This window comes from Pseudoalteromonas sp. BSi20429 (assembly GCF_000238895.1).
In the GTDB taxonomy this organism is placed as follows: Bacteria; Pseudomonadota; Gammaproteobacteria; order Enterobacterales; family Alteromonadaceae; genus Pseudoalteromonas; species Pseudoalteromonas arctica.
The window spans coordinates 43,106-57,624 of sequence record NZ_BADV01000036.1 but is presented as its reverse complement, the minus strand read 5'-3'; the positions used below and the strand labels follow the sequence as shown (position 1 = coordinate 57,624).

Sequence of the window (14,519 nt, the reverse complement as noted above, 5' to 3'; positions counted from 1 at the left end):
CTATTCCCTTCAATTGAACAAGTCTTTAATTGAGTAACTATTTATATGACTTTGCTAATTAGCTGCAGTTCAACCAATGATGTAACAAAACATGTTGACTACTAATTTTAATTGATCGATTAAATTTAGAGCGTCGTAACATTTAACGAAACCAACGGGTATTAACTTAAAGGAAAATAAAATGTTTAAGAAAATTACTACTGCATTATTGTTTACAACTGCAAGCCTTGGATTTACTACAATGGCTTATGCTGATCATCATGGTATGAAAAAAGACGTTGTTGAAGTAGCCGTTGAAAATGGTTCGTTCACTACTCTTGTTGCTGCTGTTAAAGCCGCAGGTTTAGTTGAAACACTGCAAGGTAAAGGACCGTTTACTATTTTTGCACCAACAGATGCTGCATTTTCTAAATTACCTGAAGGCACTGTTGAAATGCTACTCAAGCCTGAAAACAAAGACAAGCTAACGGCGGTATTAACTTATCACGTAGTGTCTGGAAAAGTGATGGCAGCCGACGTAATGAAGGTAGATAGTGCGAAAACACTACAAGGCCAATCAGTTATGGTTAAAGCCGACAGCATGGGCGTAATGATAAATGACGCTAAAGTTGTAAAAGCTGATGTAAAAGCAAGCAACGGCGTAATTCATGTTATCGACACCGTACTACTTCCAAAAGAGTAGTCATAAAAGAATAAGCCAAATAAAAAAGCATAAGTAAATACTTATGCTCTTTTATTTATTTTTGTTTCATCACATAAAAAATTATTGATTTAGTTTTTCTTTCGCTTCTTTTACTTTTTCAAAATCTAAACCAAGTTCATCAGTCGCTTCTTTAATAAGGTGCGGTTGAGTCATTACGACTGCCATTAGTTGCTGTAGTTTTTCTGGCGGAATACCAAGCTCTTGAACAAGCGCCATTGCCATCATTGGGTTTTGAGTAAACGCTTCAAACAATGCTTTTACTTTTTCGTCGCTTACATTGTGCTCTTTAAGTATTGCTAGTATTGGATTCATTATTAAACCTTAAGTGTTTTTTTATAGGGCTTAGTATATGGGCTAAACCCTAAAATTAAAGAGTTACTCTACAAGTAAAACAACTTTACCAGCATTTTCATTACGCTCTAAAATAGCATGAGCTTCGTTTGCGTCGCTCCAAGGCAATGTTTTATACAGGTTAAAGTCGTACTTTTTAGTGGCAATATCATTGTAAAAGCGTGCTACAAAGTCGTCGCGTACCTGGCGTTTAAACTCAATACTACGATTTCTAAGCGTTGAGGCATGAAACGAAATACGTTTGCGTAAAAGCGCGGCAAAATCAACTTCTGCAAAACGTCCATCTAAAAATGCAAGCATTACAATTTGGCAATCCATCGCTGCAATAGCGGCATTTTTATTTAAGTAACTCCCCGAAACAGGATCTACAATTGCATTTGCTGTTAACTCATTTGCTTTCATATATTCTACAAAGTCGGTAGTTTTGTAGTTAATTGCATGATCGGCACCGAGTTCTTTTGCGTGTTGGCATTTGTCATCCGTACCGGCAGTAATAACTACGGTAGCACCTGCGCTTTTAGCCATTTGAATTGCTGCACCGCCCACACCACTAGCACCTGCATGAATAAGCGCTGTTTGCCCTTTTTGCAATTTACCAAGCTCAAATAACGCGCCAAATGCTGTTAGGTACACTTCGCTTATTGCTGCGCCTTCAGCCATTGTTACATCATCGGGTAATTCCATAAGCTGCTTTGCATCAACGGCTACATATTCACTGTAAGCGCCACCAGAACACAAAGCAAAAACACGTTTATTAAGCCAAACTCTATCAACTTTACCACCAATATCGCTAACAACACCGGCACATTCTAAACCTAAAATAGGGCTATCTCCCGCAGGGGCCGGGTATTTACCTTGGCGCTGCATACTGTCTGCACGGTTTACACCTATTGCTGCAACTTTAACAAGTACTTCATGGCTCTTTAAAACCGGTTTTTCGGTTTCACTAAATGCAAGATTACCATCTTCATGAGAAATATATTTCATTGTTGCTCCAAGTTTAAAAACTGTAATAACATATAGATGGGGATGAACACAGATTCAAACAACCTCAAAAGCGCCAACTTTGTTTGTAAGGATAAACATCGGGTAGATAACCATTGTGTACTTGTTGCTGACAACCTTGCCAAAACGTCGCTAAAAACAAGTTACTGTGCTCATTATTAAAATAATTAAACGCAATCTCGTTGGCGCTAAAAAACACCTTAAATTGGCTCGGAAATATATCGTTTTCAGCTATATCAAAATACGAGTTACTACTTAGCTCTTCAAGTGCATTTTGGGCTTGTGGCACCTCTCTAAAGTTGCAATCGGTTAGTGGGCAAATTTCGTCAAAGTCGTAAAACACCACTCGCCCCCATCGCGTTACGCCAAAGTTTTTCATTAGCATGTCGCCCGGAAATATATTAGCACCGGCTAATTCTTTAATTGCTTTACCGTAATCATGCATAACTCTCTCTAAGGTTTTGTTATCGCATCGGGTAATATATAAATTAAGCGGGGTCATTTTACGCTCAACATAAACATGCTTTAAAATAAGTGCCTTGCCAGATATAACCATGCTGCTACCAATTTGGCTTTTCATCTGCTCAAGCAGCTCGTCGCTAAAACGGCTTAAATCAAACGCTAAATATCTAAATTCGTGTGTGTCTACCAAACGACCAACCCTATCGGCTTGTTTTACAAAGTTATACTTTTCTTTCACTTGTGCTTTGGTAGCTGTTTTTGGGGCACTAAATTTGTCTTTAATTACTTTATAAACGTAATCTAGCCCTTCAATAGTAAATACCAACATTACCATACCGGGCGTCCCTGGTGCTGTAACATACTTAAAGTTGGCTGGACTATTTTTAGTCGTATCAACCTTGTGTCGATAAAACTCAGTTTTGGCGTGCTTTATAAAACCAATGGCGTTAAATAACTCAAAGCGTTGTTTATGTGGCATTAACACACTTAAGTAATCTACATAACGAGCGGGCTTATCGGTATCAACCATAAAATAGGTGCGTGCAAAACCAAATAATAAACTTAATTGATCGGCGCCCATCATTACAGCATCAAGCTTTAGTCCCTCATCGGTATTTAAAATAGCGATAGCAAAAGGCATATTGTCGCCATTTTTAGCAATGCAGCGCCCAATTAAATAACAGGCTTTGTTTCTAAAAAATAATGAGTTGGCGTATTCAATATACCCATCGTTTAAATTTATAAGTTCGTACACCTGTTTGCATTGCTGCTTAGAGCCTTGCATTAACGTACTTTGTAATGTGGCTACATCGCGTTCTAAATGACTAAACGGCACTCTAAATACTTGATTAGTGATAAGCGTTTTAACGGCGTTATTAAACCCATTATGTAGCGATACCCTGCTCACTAAGCTTTCATAAGAGCGTGGCTCACTACGATACTTTGCTTTTAATACAAACAAATGCACAGTACGAATTTTTTTATCGTCCCAAATTGCGCCAAACGTTGAGTTAAAAAAGGTATGCGCAATAGGTTTATTTTCGTGATTTTGTACCATATCGCCATAAATATTTTTAGCTAACTGCCACGTTTGCGGGCAAGTAAGTTCAGCGTAAGCAATAACTCTCACGGCTTCACTCACGTTTTTTACTTCGCGCTCATACACTTGTAAACGTTCACGCATAGCACTTTGTACACTGTGATACTGTCGTTGCTCAAACCGGCTTTGTGCACCCAGTGTAATATTTAAAAATTGCGAAAACATCGCCTCAAATCCAGCAAAAACAGATCGTGCAAGCTTACTGGCTACAACGTGTTGTAGCGCATTAATAGATTGATTTGTTAGCTTATTTTGCATAAATACAGCACTTATATTGATGCCAGTTATGGCGGTTATTTTTTATTAATGGTTTACACCTTAGCAAGCAGGCTTTAATTTAGATAATTAATAAACCATATAAATAGAATTTATTGGGCGTATTGACCTTTCGAGGTTAATTTTGCAGCCGTGTATTTGGTTTTTAAGCAAGGCAAAGTACATGTAGTGTGGTGACTCCCCATAAATGTACTTTAACGCTGCATAAAGGCCAAATACACACTGCCCATAGGATTCTTTCTAGGGGCGATTAACTCTTTGTTGCTCGATTTTTACTTAGCCCACTAGGTGGCAAACCTCGCGCCGCGATTAAATCGCCCCTAGATTGAACAAATTTCAACCCTGAAAGGCCAACACGCCCATATGAATATAAGAAACGTCGACCTCAACTTGTTAGTTTACTTAAATGTACTCATCGATGAAAAAAGTGTGTCAAAAGCTGCAAATAAACTTGCTCTTACGCAACCGGCTATGAGTAATGCGCTAAAACGTTTGCGCGATTTATTTGACGACCCGCTACTTGTGCGTGCCGCAGGCTCTATGACGCCAACGGCAAAGGCACTTGCATTAAAGCCTGAAGTTGAGGCCCTATTAAAAATGGCTGAAGCTATTACGCAGCCTAGTGAGCAGTTTAACCCTACAACCGCTGAAGTTACGTTTAGAATAATGGCAAACGACTATATAGAGTCGACCTTAATAGCCCCTTTTATAACTGCGCAGCTTAGTAAAAATCCCGGTATTAATTTTGATGTATTAAGCCCAAGCGACGTAAACCTGCAAGACATGGAAAAAGGCACTATAGATTTAGCCATAAACCGCTTTAATGGCCTACCACGCTCGTTTCATCAAGCCAGTGTATGGCGAGATAATTACTGTTGTTTAACCCATCCTAAAAATACATTTTTACAACAATCAGGGTTAGACGACTACTTACAAAAAGAACATATTTGGGTAAACCGTGCAGGTTGGGGGCCGGAGGCCGCTGTTACTAATAAATCGGGAAAGCAAAAATTAGGCTGGGTAGATGAAGCGCTTTGGCAACTAGAACAAACCCGTAAAATACGTGTTTTTACTCGCCACTACATGGTCGCAAGCCTGCTTTGCCAATCAGAGCAACTTATTGCCACCCTACCGCGCAGGCAGGCTAAATTGTTAACCTCTCATACTGATTTAGTAATCAGCCCTGTACCATTTCAAATAGTGCCTATTGAGGTAAAAATGATATGGAGCCCGCTACTACACCACGCGCCTGCACACCAATGGTTAAGGCGTGAATTATTAGTGTTTGCTAAAACGATTGCAGATCGATAAATTAAATACAGATATGTTGTGTTACAAGTTTCAAACAAGCTCGGTTTTATACAATAACTTCAAACGGAGAAAAAATGGATAGTGCATCAATAATTGCGTGGAGTGTTTTGTTTGGCGGCATAGGTATTGGCTACCTTACTTACGGGCGAAGAAAAAAAGCCGTAGTGCCACTTTGTATTGGTTTGTCATTATTGGTTTTTCCGTACTTTATGACCAGTGTTAGCATGCTACTGATTGTAGGCGCTATTTTAGTGGCCATTCCCTACTTTGTTAAAATTTAACATTACCATTGTTATTGCTATTGCTATTGCTATTGCTATTGTGACGGCTAAATAAAATACACGCGAAAAATAAAAAAGCGCCACGGTATTCAACTTTGGGAAAATACCGTGGCGCTTTTGGAAATCGTCGATATAGGAATCTACCTACAGCGTATTATTAGCAAGCTTAGTACCAACTTCATAAAATAATTAAAATTCAATAAAAACAATTAACTAAGATTCCTTCTTTATTCCTCAACTCCTCCCCTTGTTCCAGTTTTGTGCACACTTTCACCGCATTGCACCAAATTAATTAGTATTATTTAAGATTGTTTTCTGCGTTCTATTAACCATTAAATCTTACTATTGATAAAATCAATATCAGTTATTGAAAACAACAATTTTATTAATAATACACTTAGCGCTAGAGTGAAGTTAAGCCAACAAACTAAGAGTAATTATTATGACAACAACTTCTTTCACACGCCAAGACGGATTATTCATCGATGCTAACTTACATCAGTTCATCGAAGAGCAGTTATGCACTAAAGCTAACACCACTGAAACTTACCAAGCGTTAGCTACTTTAGTTGATGAGTTTGGTTGCAAATGCCGTAAAACAAAGCATCAACCAGATGATGTATTAGAAGTTGATACATTATTAAACGCATACCAACTTAAAAATCATCCACTTTGCCATGTTGATGCACAAACTACGGAAGCAGTTTTAGACGAATATTGCTGCCAGGTTCCTGCAATTATTGTTGTTGCGTTAATGGATACGCTTAGTGGTACGCAGTGCGATGAACCCCAAGCACATGAGATTTACCATCGTGCAGCGCAGTTAACCAACCGCCCTTGTATGCACAGAGTAAAAACTGCCTCAGCAGCTTAATAATGGATGTATTTAAAAGTGCTCGATAACCTTCTTTGCAAAGCCAGTACAAGTTAAGGTTGTCGAGTTATGAATACTTGAGTTATTTGTGTGCTCTTGCGCTAAATCAAAGGTTACTTCACCATTTTTAAATGTTTGCTCTAACGCATTCTCTATGAGTAATGCGGCCTCGTCCCATCCCATAAATTTAAGCATTAATACCGCACTTAAAATACTACTGCTGGGGTTCGCTTTATTTTGCCCTGCTATACGCTCAAACGTGCCATGCGTGGGCTCAAAAAATGCGACATCGTTATTTAAATTTGCAGCAGGCATTATGCCAACACCACCAACTTGTGCACTGAGCATATCTGCTAAAAAGTCACCATTTTGGTTAGTCGTCACCACTACATCAAATTGCTCTGGATGCATTAAACATTGTTGCAGCATGTTGTCGGCTATGACTTCTTTAATAATTAAGGGCGCTTGGTGTGCTCGCTCTATTTGCAACCAACGCCCATTTTCATGTGCAGTGGCATTAAACTCGTTTTGTGCAAGTGCAAACCCCCAACGCTTAAATGCACCATCGGTAAATTTAAGTACATTACCTTTGTGCACTAGCGTTAATGATTCACTATCGTTTTTAAGTGCATAGTTAATTGCAAAGCGCATTAGTCGCTCAGAGCCTTCTTTAGATATATTTTTAATACCAATTCCGCACTCTTGTGAAAACCTTAGGCGGGTTACGCCCATTTCCTCACATAAAAAATCGAGCATTTTTTCGCTCTCTACACTGCCTGCTTGCCACTCAATACCTGAGTACACGTCTTCGCTACTATCACGAAGAACTGTTATTTTTGTTAAAAAAGGGTTTTTTAAAGGAGAAGGGAGTGCACTAAAACCTTTTATAGTGCGCATATTTACAAACAAATCCATTTCTTGCCTGAGTGCGACATTAAGAGATCGAAAACCACCACCTAGTGGTGTGGTTAACGGCCCTTTTATGGCAATTTTACAGGCACGTACCGCGTTAATTGTTTCTTGCGGGAACCAATCACCGTCATACAGCTTTGCGGCCTGCTCGCCATTATAAACCTGCATCCAATGAATTTTCCGTGCGCTTTTATAGCAATGCTCAATTGCACTATCAACAACATGGCGCATTACCGGCATAACATCTAGACCCACGCCATCGCCATCAATAAAAGCAATGATAGGTTCTAACGGTATTTGCCAGTGTCCTTGTGCATCAATAGTGATATTTTGGCCGTGCTCAGGAACTTGAATATGCTGATACGTCATGGCTAAACCTAACTTAAAATAACGATTAATTGATTAAACCATGCTTAGCTAGGAGTGTCTGTATTTGTGCTTTTATAGTTACTATCATTTTAAAAAATAAAGAATTAGGCGTGATTATTTATCCATTTAGTTGGTCTTGTATATTAGAATTTTCGTACCAATTATTAAATTACAGTGGAGCATTTTAATGAAATTCTTTTTTGTACTGCTACTATTAATCAGCTCTTTTAACGCATTAGCCGTTGAAGTAGTCATACATAACCTTAGCTCGCTCTCAAGTAATGCTCAAAATACGGTGTCTATATGGGTTAATCAAAGTGTTGAAAAAACACAAAATACACTGGGACCTTTAAAACAAACCACATTGCCTATTTATTTAAAACCGCAATACTTTGCTTTTGAGCCTGTACCTTGGGCTACAGTTAAGCGCAATAACCCCGATGGGCTTGAACTTCATATAGATCGCTATGCCAGTTTAAATGCATTCACTAAAGATTGGACGCTATACCATGAACTTTCACATTTATATTTGCCGCTACTTCCCTACTCCGGTTTTTGGCTTAGCGAGGGTTTTGCCAGTTATATGCAAAACGTAATAATGCGTGACAGCGGTATAATTACCCAGCCGCAATTTGTACAACGTTTAAATGCAGGATTTGATCGTGCCCGCCTGCAAACTAAAACTAAAACACAGCCACTTAATAAGCTCTCTGCCGATATGTGGAAACAACGAGCCCAGCAACGTGTTTATTGGACGGGTGCGGCTTTTTTTGCACAGGCCGATTTGAAGCTACAAAAACAAGGTTTATCTGTCGCGGGTATAATAAAACAGTATCAAGTATGCTGTAGACCCGCTCGCTCTAGTGCTAAAACCTTTATAAAAGAGTTAGATAAGCTATCCGGTAGTAGCGTTTTTACAACGCTGTATGCAAAATATAATACCCGCACCGATTTTCCTGATATTAGTAAAGAGCAGCTAAACACGCTTTAACGGCTGCTCTGTTTTATATAGTTACTATATTCAACAAGCCCTTGCGCGTTAAAATTGGTTGAGCACTCATTCATAAAACCATGCAAAAAATTGGTTTTATAGCACTTAACATTCGCTTTGGTGCTTAAAGCTTTAATAACTTCATCAACATTAAAGTGACTCTCACTTGCTGGAAATATGAACTCACAGGGTACTTTTGCGCTTAAATTTAAATTATGTCTAATTTGCGACGGATAAAAGCCAATTAACTTTTTAAGGTGTGTATTGCCTGTTAATAACTGTGCCCGCCATGCTGCACTTGCCCCTGCACTAAAAGCAATACACGTCGTTGGCAATTTTAAACTCTCAAAGCATTTTTGAAGTTTGTCGGTGTATTTATCATGGCCACACTGCTGTATAAAATTGTTGTAACTATCTTGTTCACTTTCAATAGCTTGAAACTTGTTATTGTAAGGGTCAACAATCACCAAATTTGAACTAATTGCCTGTGATAACCTCCTTAAAGCAGGGGTTAAACCATAAATATCACTCACTATTAGGTAATTCATACTTATCCTTTGGTAACTAAAAATGGGCTTTGTAAGCAGTTGATAAGATTTATTATAAATATTTTTACAAAAATAGCTTGCACACAATTTATATATAAGTTACCTTCCCTCTCTGGTTTAAAGAAACCGCCGCGGTTAACCATTTACCCTGATCCAGTAAGCCCCGCAAAACGTATATTTGAAAGCTAAGTTATTGTACGGCGAGAACCCCTTGAATAATACCGAGATGATTTTTTACTATCATCGCAAAAGTGTCATAAAGATCGTCAACACTGTAATGAAGCTAAACACAACATCGTTAATTTATTAACTGCAATTTGCTATAAAAATATAGCGCAGAATAAATAACAAGAATAAAGTGAGTTTTATTATGTCTTATAAATATAATGGGTCTATGATCCAAATCGCACATCCAGTGCAATCAATTTCAGTAAACAAACATCGTGTAATCTTTAGTGATACACAAGGTTTAAAAAATGCATTGTTTCAAAAAGCGAGTGATGCACGCCAGTTTGTTAAGTGGCTAAAAGCTAACTAAGCAACACATAACTTTAATTGCCCTTTTATTATTGCAATTATTGATAAGATATTATGCCAGCCTCGTTGCTGGCATTTTACTTTTTAGCTCTTTATTGGTTACAATAGTTTTACAATAATAATTACTGGCAGCTGTTGTAATGCTCCGTATATTTTTAACTTTCTTACTTTTTTTCTGTCTGACCTCAATAGGCAATGCTAGAACCATAAACTGGCTAGCGCACGACTTTGCACCCTATTATATTTTAAATGGTCAATATCAACACCAAGGCCGTGACGAAAGCATAATTTCATTACTTGAAAAACAACTTCCTAATATTACCTTTAACCGCATGCTTATCCCTTCAGGTAAAGTAATCCAAGAGCTATCTAATACTTCAAATAATGTTTGTGCGTTATCGCTTTATAAAAATGATTACAGAAAAGAGCATATTTATTTTACAGAGGAGAGCTCAACAACGGGCCTCTCGCCTTCAATAGCAATGCACAAAAGACTCGCCAAAGCGCTAAATATAGCGGAATCAAAAGAAGTATCACTATTAGATTTAATACAAGATAAAAAACTAACTCTTGGGATCTCTATGAGCCGCTCTTATGGCCAAGAGATAGATACATTGATAAACAGTACGCCTAATATAGATTTAGTAATTAGACCCACTCGCGATAGCCTAGCGAGCCTCACATATATGCTTAACCTAAAACGAATTGATATTTTGCTGGGTTACCCAAGCGAGCATTACTATTTAGCTAAATCAATGCACTTTGAAGAGAACTTAACGCAGCGTCCATTAACCGAATCCCCAGCGCTCAGTTATGGCTTTATTGGTTGTACTAAAAACGAGCAAGGCGCAAAAGACATTGCTATTCTTAATGAGCAGCTTAAAGTTATTAAAAAAATACAGGCTTATAATGATTTACTCATGCGCTGGTTGCCCGAGCATTTAAGGCCGCTATTACAGTCACGTATTAATAGCGCAAAATAAGCAAATTCGAAGTCGCTTAATTTGAGTTTCTGTTATGCAAAAAAAACGCCACAGTAAGTGGCGTTTTTATATTTAATAATGGTATTACTGACGAACGCCTTCTATTGATAAAATAATATCAACATGAGTAGATGCAGGTCCTAAGTTATAATCAATACCGTAATCGGTAAGTTTAAGGCTGGTTTCGCCCTCAAAACCTACGCGGTAGCCGCCCCACGGATCTTTACCTTCGCCCACTTTATCTATTTCAAAGGTAATAGTGTTAGTTACGCCGTGCAGCGTAAACTCACCGGTTACATCAGCCTCTTCGCCGTCTTCATCAAATTTAATACTCGTGCTTTTAAATGTCGCTTTTGGGTATTTATCTACATTTAAAAAATCTTTACCATGTAAATGCTTATCGCGCTCTGCATGGTTAGAGTCAAGACTTGTGGTATCAATGTTTACCATAATTTTTGACGCATCAGGGTTTTTAGCATCGTAACTAAATGTGCCGTCAAAAGTATTAAAACGACCATATAACCAGCTGTAGCCTAAGTGTTTAATTTTAAAGTTAACAGATGCATGCCCGCCTTTTGTATCAATTACATAATCAGCTGCATTGGCGGCTGTTGCCGATAACATCATTGCAGCCGAAACGGCTGTGCTTACTAATAATTTTTTCATTTTAATCATCCTTTAATGGTTTGATCATTCTAATTAAGGTTTTATCTCTATCGATAAAGTGATGTTTTAACGCCCCTAGTGCATGTAATACTGCAAACCCGATTAATGTGCACGCGCCGTAATAATGTACTTTTCCTGCAATATCGGCTTGGTCATCAAAGGCAAAATCAAGCGCTGATACATTAAATAAAGTAAATACTTCTATTGGACGCCCGTCTGCGGTTGATATTAAATACCCTGCAACAACAATAACAGCCAAAATAATATACATAGCAATATGCGCCGTATGCGCTAATTGGTTCATGCCTTTACTCTCACCTAATGGTTTAGGTTGTGTAGATAAAGCACGCCATAAAACTCTAAATAAAAATACGGCCACAAGCGTAATACCAATACTCTTATGTAAATCGAGTGAACCTTTATACCAGCTATCGTAATAAGTAAGCTCAACCATATATAAACCTAAACCAAACAGGCCAAAAATAGTCAGCGCCATGAGCCAATGTAAAATAATGGCGACAAGTCCGTAAGATGAAGGTGTATTTTTAAACATGTGTAACGTCCTATAATGCTATGACGTTACAATATAGTGCACAGCCATAAATGAAAATAACATTTACAAACACTTTACGTGCGTATACGCACAGAACTTTGATAATTAAAGTTAGTTTTAGAAGTTGAGGATTAAACAGATAGTTTTATAGGGTGGATTGTTCGCTTAAGCTGACATAAATTAAGCTCTCAGGGCTCACTTGCAAACAGGTAACAAGCCCTTCTTTAATGAGCTCAAGCATAGCTATAAAACTAACAACTACACCACTTCGCCCTTCATTTGGGGTAAAAAGCGCATTAAATACCAATGCCGAGTTTGCTTGCGATAGTTGCTGTAATATTTGGCTCATTCTCTCTCGGGTTGAGAGTACTTCGGCAGTAATTTGATGATGCTCAAACGTTTTTGCTCGCGCCATTACATCACTCAACGCCAGCATTAAGTCTTTAAGTTCAATATCGGGGAGATTTTGACTTGTATCTTCACTTATTGGCATAGCGGCATGCGCTATAAAAATATCACGACCAACCCGGGGAATATCGTCGAGGTTTTCGGCGGCTTGTTTAAACAGCTCATACTCTTGCAGGCGTTTAATAAGCTCTGCGCGAGGATCTTCTTCCTCTTCAAGCTCTTCGTGTACAGGTAATAATAAGCGCGACTTAATTTGCGCAAGTAACGCAGCCATTACTAAATATTCGCCAGCAAGTTCGAGTTGAAACTCGGTCATCATTTCTACATAACTTACGTACTGCTCTGTAATACTAAAAATAGAAAGCTCGAGTACATCAAGCTTATGCTTTTTAATTAAATAGAGCAGTAAATCGAGCGGGCCTTCAAAGGTTTCTAATATTATTTCGAGCGCGTCAGGTGGAATGTATAAATCTTCTGGTTTGTCTACAACCGCTTTACCATGCAAAAAAGCCAGTGGCAGCTTTTGCTGCATTGGCTTTTCACTATTTTTTGTATTCGCAGTGCTTTCGCTCACTCGCTATTACTCAAACGGGCTTGTATCACCACAGCCAACACGCAAAATCTTGACTTCATCTTCCGACAAATCGATTACCGTGGTTGCTTGCTCGGCTAAGTGGCCACCGTGAATAATTAAATCAACGTGTTTATCTAATCGCTCTAATATTTCATCAGGATCTGATTCTGTAAACTGCTCACCTGGTAAAATTAAAGAACACGACATTAACGGCTCACCAAGTTCGGCAAGTAACGCACAGGCTATTGGGTGTTCAATTACACGCATGCCAATGGTTTTTTTCTTGTCGTTTAATAAACGTTTAGGGACTTCTTTTGTGCCTTTAAAAATAAAGGTATATGGCCCTGGCGTATTATTTTTTATTAACCTAAATAGCTGATTATCTACACGTGCGTAAGTAGATAGCTCCGATAAATCACGACAAACTAGCGTAAAATTATCGTTTTTTTCAATACCACGAATACGCTCTATGCGCTCTTTGGCTTGCTTATTACCAATGTTACAACCGATGGCGTAACCCGAATCTGTTGGGTAAACAATAACGCCGCCTTGTTTAATAATATCAACGGCTTGACTAATTAGTCTCGGTTGCGGGTTATCAGGATGAATATGAAATAATTGACTCATGTTAATGCCCCTTCTTCTCCTTCCCAAGCTTGCCAAACACCTTGGCAGTCTTTTGGTAGGTATAAATTTTTGCCAAGCTCTAAATAGCTTGTCGGAAAATGAAAATCAGACCCTTGCGAGCAAAGTAGTTCGTACTCACGGCTGAGTTCACCTAAAAATTGACGTTCGCTTGGCGCCTGTTGAGGTTGTGCAACTTCCATTGCGTCCCCTCCTACACTTTTAAATTCTACTAATAATTTGCGTAGCCACTTGTTTGACATTTGATAGCTACTTGGATGCGCTAGTACAGCAACACCACCAGCGGCATGTATGGCCTCAATAGCGGTTTGCATGGTGCACCAGCAACTTGGTACGTAGCCTGTTTTGCCACGCCCTAAGTACTTTTTAAAAACACCCGGGAAATTTTTAGCAACACCGCGCTCAATAAGGGCGCGTGCAAAATGTGCACGCGTTATTTGCGCGTCTTTTGCCAGCTCTTTAGCTTGCTCGTAAATGCCATTAAAGCCATTTTTTGCAAGGCGAACACCAATCTCTAGTGCACGCTCTTCTCGCTTTTGCTGCTGAGCTGATAATAAAGAGGTAAGGTCAATATTATTAATATCAATATTTAAACCTACAATATGAATTTCGAAGCTTTCCCATTTAGTAGACACTTCGGTACCCGTTATTAATGAAAGCGGTAAGTTTTCGGTTTTAATAAATTGCTGCGCAGGCTTAATAGCCGCCACAGTGTCATGATCGGTAATAGCAAACACATCAATATTTTTATCAACAGCGCGATGCAATAATTCTTCAACCGTTAAACGCCCGTCTGAATGTGTGGTATGGCTATGTAAATCATATTTTATCAAAAGAAAACTGCTTAAAATTAAGGGTTACTGGTGTTTATGTAAGTATAACAACTTTTTTGACTAAATTGTTTTAAATAAACACTTGACACAAAAGCATAAGATACGTTTTACTGTAGCCACTTTCAGACACATTAAGAA

17 protein-coding genes are annotated in these 14,519 nt (G+C 38.5%); 7 read left to right on the top strand and 10 right to left on the bottom strand.

The annotated features are described in order from the left end of the window. Positions 1-181: 181 nt before the first annotated feature. Positions 182-682: a fasciclin domain-containing protein gene (locus P20429_RS11710; RefSeq protein ID WP_007582534.1), complete on the top strand. Its 501-nt coding sequence runs from the start codon at positions 182-184 to the stop codon at positions 680-682. 81 nt (positions 683-763) lie between these two features. Here P20429_RS11710 and P20429_RS11715 read toward each other — a convergent pair whose 3' ends face one another. From P20429_RS11715 to aceK, 3 genes are all read right to left on the bottom strand, one after another. Then, a complete protein-coding gene (locus P20429_RS11715) occupies positions 764-1,015 on the bottom strand; it encodes a DUF2999 family protein (protein ID WP_007582532.1) in 252 nt (83 codons plus the stop codon). A gap of 63 nt (positions 1,016-1,078) precedes the next feature. Further along, complete coding sequence (locus P20429_RS11720; protein ID WP_007582530.1) at positions 1,079-2,041, bottom strand: zinc-binding dehydrogenase; 963 nt, start codon at positions 2,039-2,041, stop codon at positions 1,079-1,081. A 64-nt stretch (positions 2,042-2,105) separates the two neighbouring features. After that, the gene (gene aceK / locus P20429_RS11725) at positions 2,106-3,878 is read right to left on the bottom strand and encodes a bifunctional isocitrate dehydrogenase kinase/phosphatase (RefSeq protein ID WP_007582528.1); all 1,773 of its coding nucleotides are present in this window, start codon (positions 3,876-3,878) and stop codon (positions 2,106-2,108) included. A 381-nt stretch (positions 3,879-4,259) separates the two neighbouring features. On the opposite strand from aceK, the gene P20429_RS11730 reads away from it, so the two are divergent. The 3 genes from P20429_RS11730 (at position 4,260) to P20429_RS11740 (ending at position 6,362) form a co-directional block, all read left to right on the top strand. Next, positions 4,260-5,207 carry a LysR family transcriptional regulator gene (locus P20429_RS11730; protein WP_007582526.1) on the top strand — a complete coding sequence of 316 codons (948 nt, stop codon included), beginning with the start codon at positions 4,260-4,262 and terminating at the stop codon, positions 5,205-5,207. Positions 5,208-5,281: 74 nt separating this feature from the next. Next, complete coding sequence (locus P20429_RS11735) at positions 5,282-5,488, top strand: hypothetical protein (protein ID WP_007582523.1); 207 nt, start codon at positions 5,282-5,284, stop codon at positions 5,486-5,488. A gap of 442 nt (positions 5,489-5,930) precedes the next feature. Next, on the top strand, positions 5,931-6,362 hold the full coding sequence (locus P20429_RS11740) for a hypothetical protein (protein WP_007582519.1): 432 nt from the start codon (positions 5,931-5,933) through the stop codon (positions 6,360-6,362). Between the two features lie 12 nt (positions 6,363-6,374). Here P20429_RS11740 and icd read toward each other — a convergent pair whose 3' ends face one another. Then, the gene (gene icd / locus P20429_RS11745; RefSeq protein WP_007582517.1) at positions 6,375-7,643 is read right to left on the bottom strand and encodes an NADP-dependent isocitrate dehydrogenase; all 1,269 of its coding nucleotides are present in this window, start codon (positions 7,641-7,643) and stop codon (positions 6,375-6,377) included. Between the two features lie 187 nt (positions 7,644-7,830). On the opposite strand from icd, the gene P20429_RS11750 reads away from it, so the two are divergent. Then, positions 7,831-8,634, top strand: a complete 804-nt coding sequence (locus tag P20429_RS11750; protein ID WP_007582515.1) for a hypothetical protein — start codon at positions 7,831-7,833, stop codon at positions 8,632-8,634. On the opposite strand, the gene P20429_RS11755 is transcribed toward P20429_RS11750, so the two are convergent. Then, positions 8,631-9,182 (bottom strand): hypothetical protein, encoded by a 552-nt coding sequence (locus P20429_RS11755; RefSeq protein ID WP_007582513.1) that lies wholly within the window; start codon positions 9,180-9,182, stop codon positions 8,631-8,633. The genes P20429_RS11750 and P20429_RS11755 overlap by 4 nt on opposite strands. 370 nt (positions 9,183-9,552) lie before the next feature. Here P20429_RS11755 and P20429_RS20705 point away from each other — a divergent pair, with 370 nt between their 5' ends. Beyond that, positions 9,553-9,720 carry a hypothetical protein gene (locus P20429_RS20705; RefSeq protein ID WP_002961566.1) on the top strand — a complete coding sequence of 56 codons (168 nt, stop codon included), beginning with the start codon at positions 9,553-9,555 and terminating at the stop codon, positions 9,718-9,720. A 139-nt stretch (positions 9,721-9,859) separates the two neighbouring features. After that, positions 9,860-10,702, top strand: a complete 843-nt coding sequence (locus P20429_RS11760; RefSeq protein WP_007582508.1) for a transporter substrate-binding domain-containing protein — start codon at positions 9,860-9,862, stop codon at positions 10,700-10,702. Positions 10,703-10,786: 84 nt separating this feature from the next. Here P20429_RS11760 and P20429_RS11765 read toward each other — a convergent pair whose 3' ends face one another. The 5 genes from P20429_RS11765 to P20429_RS11785 all read right to left on the bottom strand — a co-directional run bounded on the left by P20429_RS11765 (position 10,787) and on the right by P20429_RS11785 (position 14,381). Next, positions 10,787-11,368 carry a YceI family protein gene (locus P20429_RS11765; RefSeq protein WP_007582505.1) on the bottom strand — a complete coding sequence of 194 codons (582 nt, stop codon included), beginning with the start codon at positions 11,366-11,368 and terminating at the stop codon, positions 10,787-10,789. A 1-nt stretch (position 11,369) separates the two neighbouring features. Then, complete coding sequence (locus tag P20429_RS11770) at positions 11,370-11,921, bottom strand: cytochrome b (protein ID WP_007582503.1); 552 nt, start codon at positions 11,919-11,921, stop codon at positions 11,370-11,372. 145 nt (positions 11,922-12,066) lie between these two features. Then, positions 12,067-12,903, bottom strand: coding sequence for a ScpA family protein (locus P20429_RS11775; RefSeq protein ID WP_007582502.1), 837 nt, complete (start codon positions 12,901-12,903; stop codon positions 12,067-12,069). 6 nt (positions 12,904-12,909) lie between these two features. Continuing rightward, positions 12,910-13,530: an L-threonylcarbamoyladenylate synthase gene (locus tag P20429_RS11780; RefSeq protein ID WP_007582501.1), complete on the bottom strand. Its 621-nt coding sequence runs from the start codon at positions 13,528-13,530 to the stop codon at positions 12,910-12,912. Beyond that, positions 13,527-14,381: a PHP domain-containing protein gene (locus P20429_RS11785; protein ID WP_007582500.1), complete on the bottom strand. Its 855-nt coding sequence runs from the start codon at positions 14,379-14,381 to the stop codon at positions 13,527-13,529. Before P20429_RS11785 ends, P20429_RS11780 begins: the two co-directional genes overlap by 4 nt. Positions 14,382-14,519 lie beyond the last annotated feature (138 nt).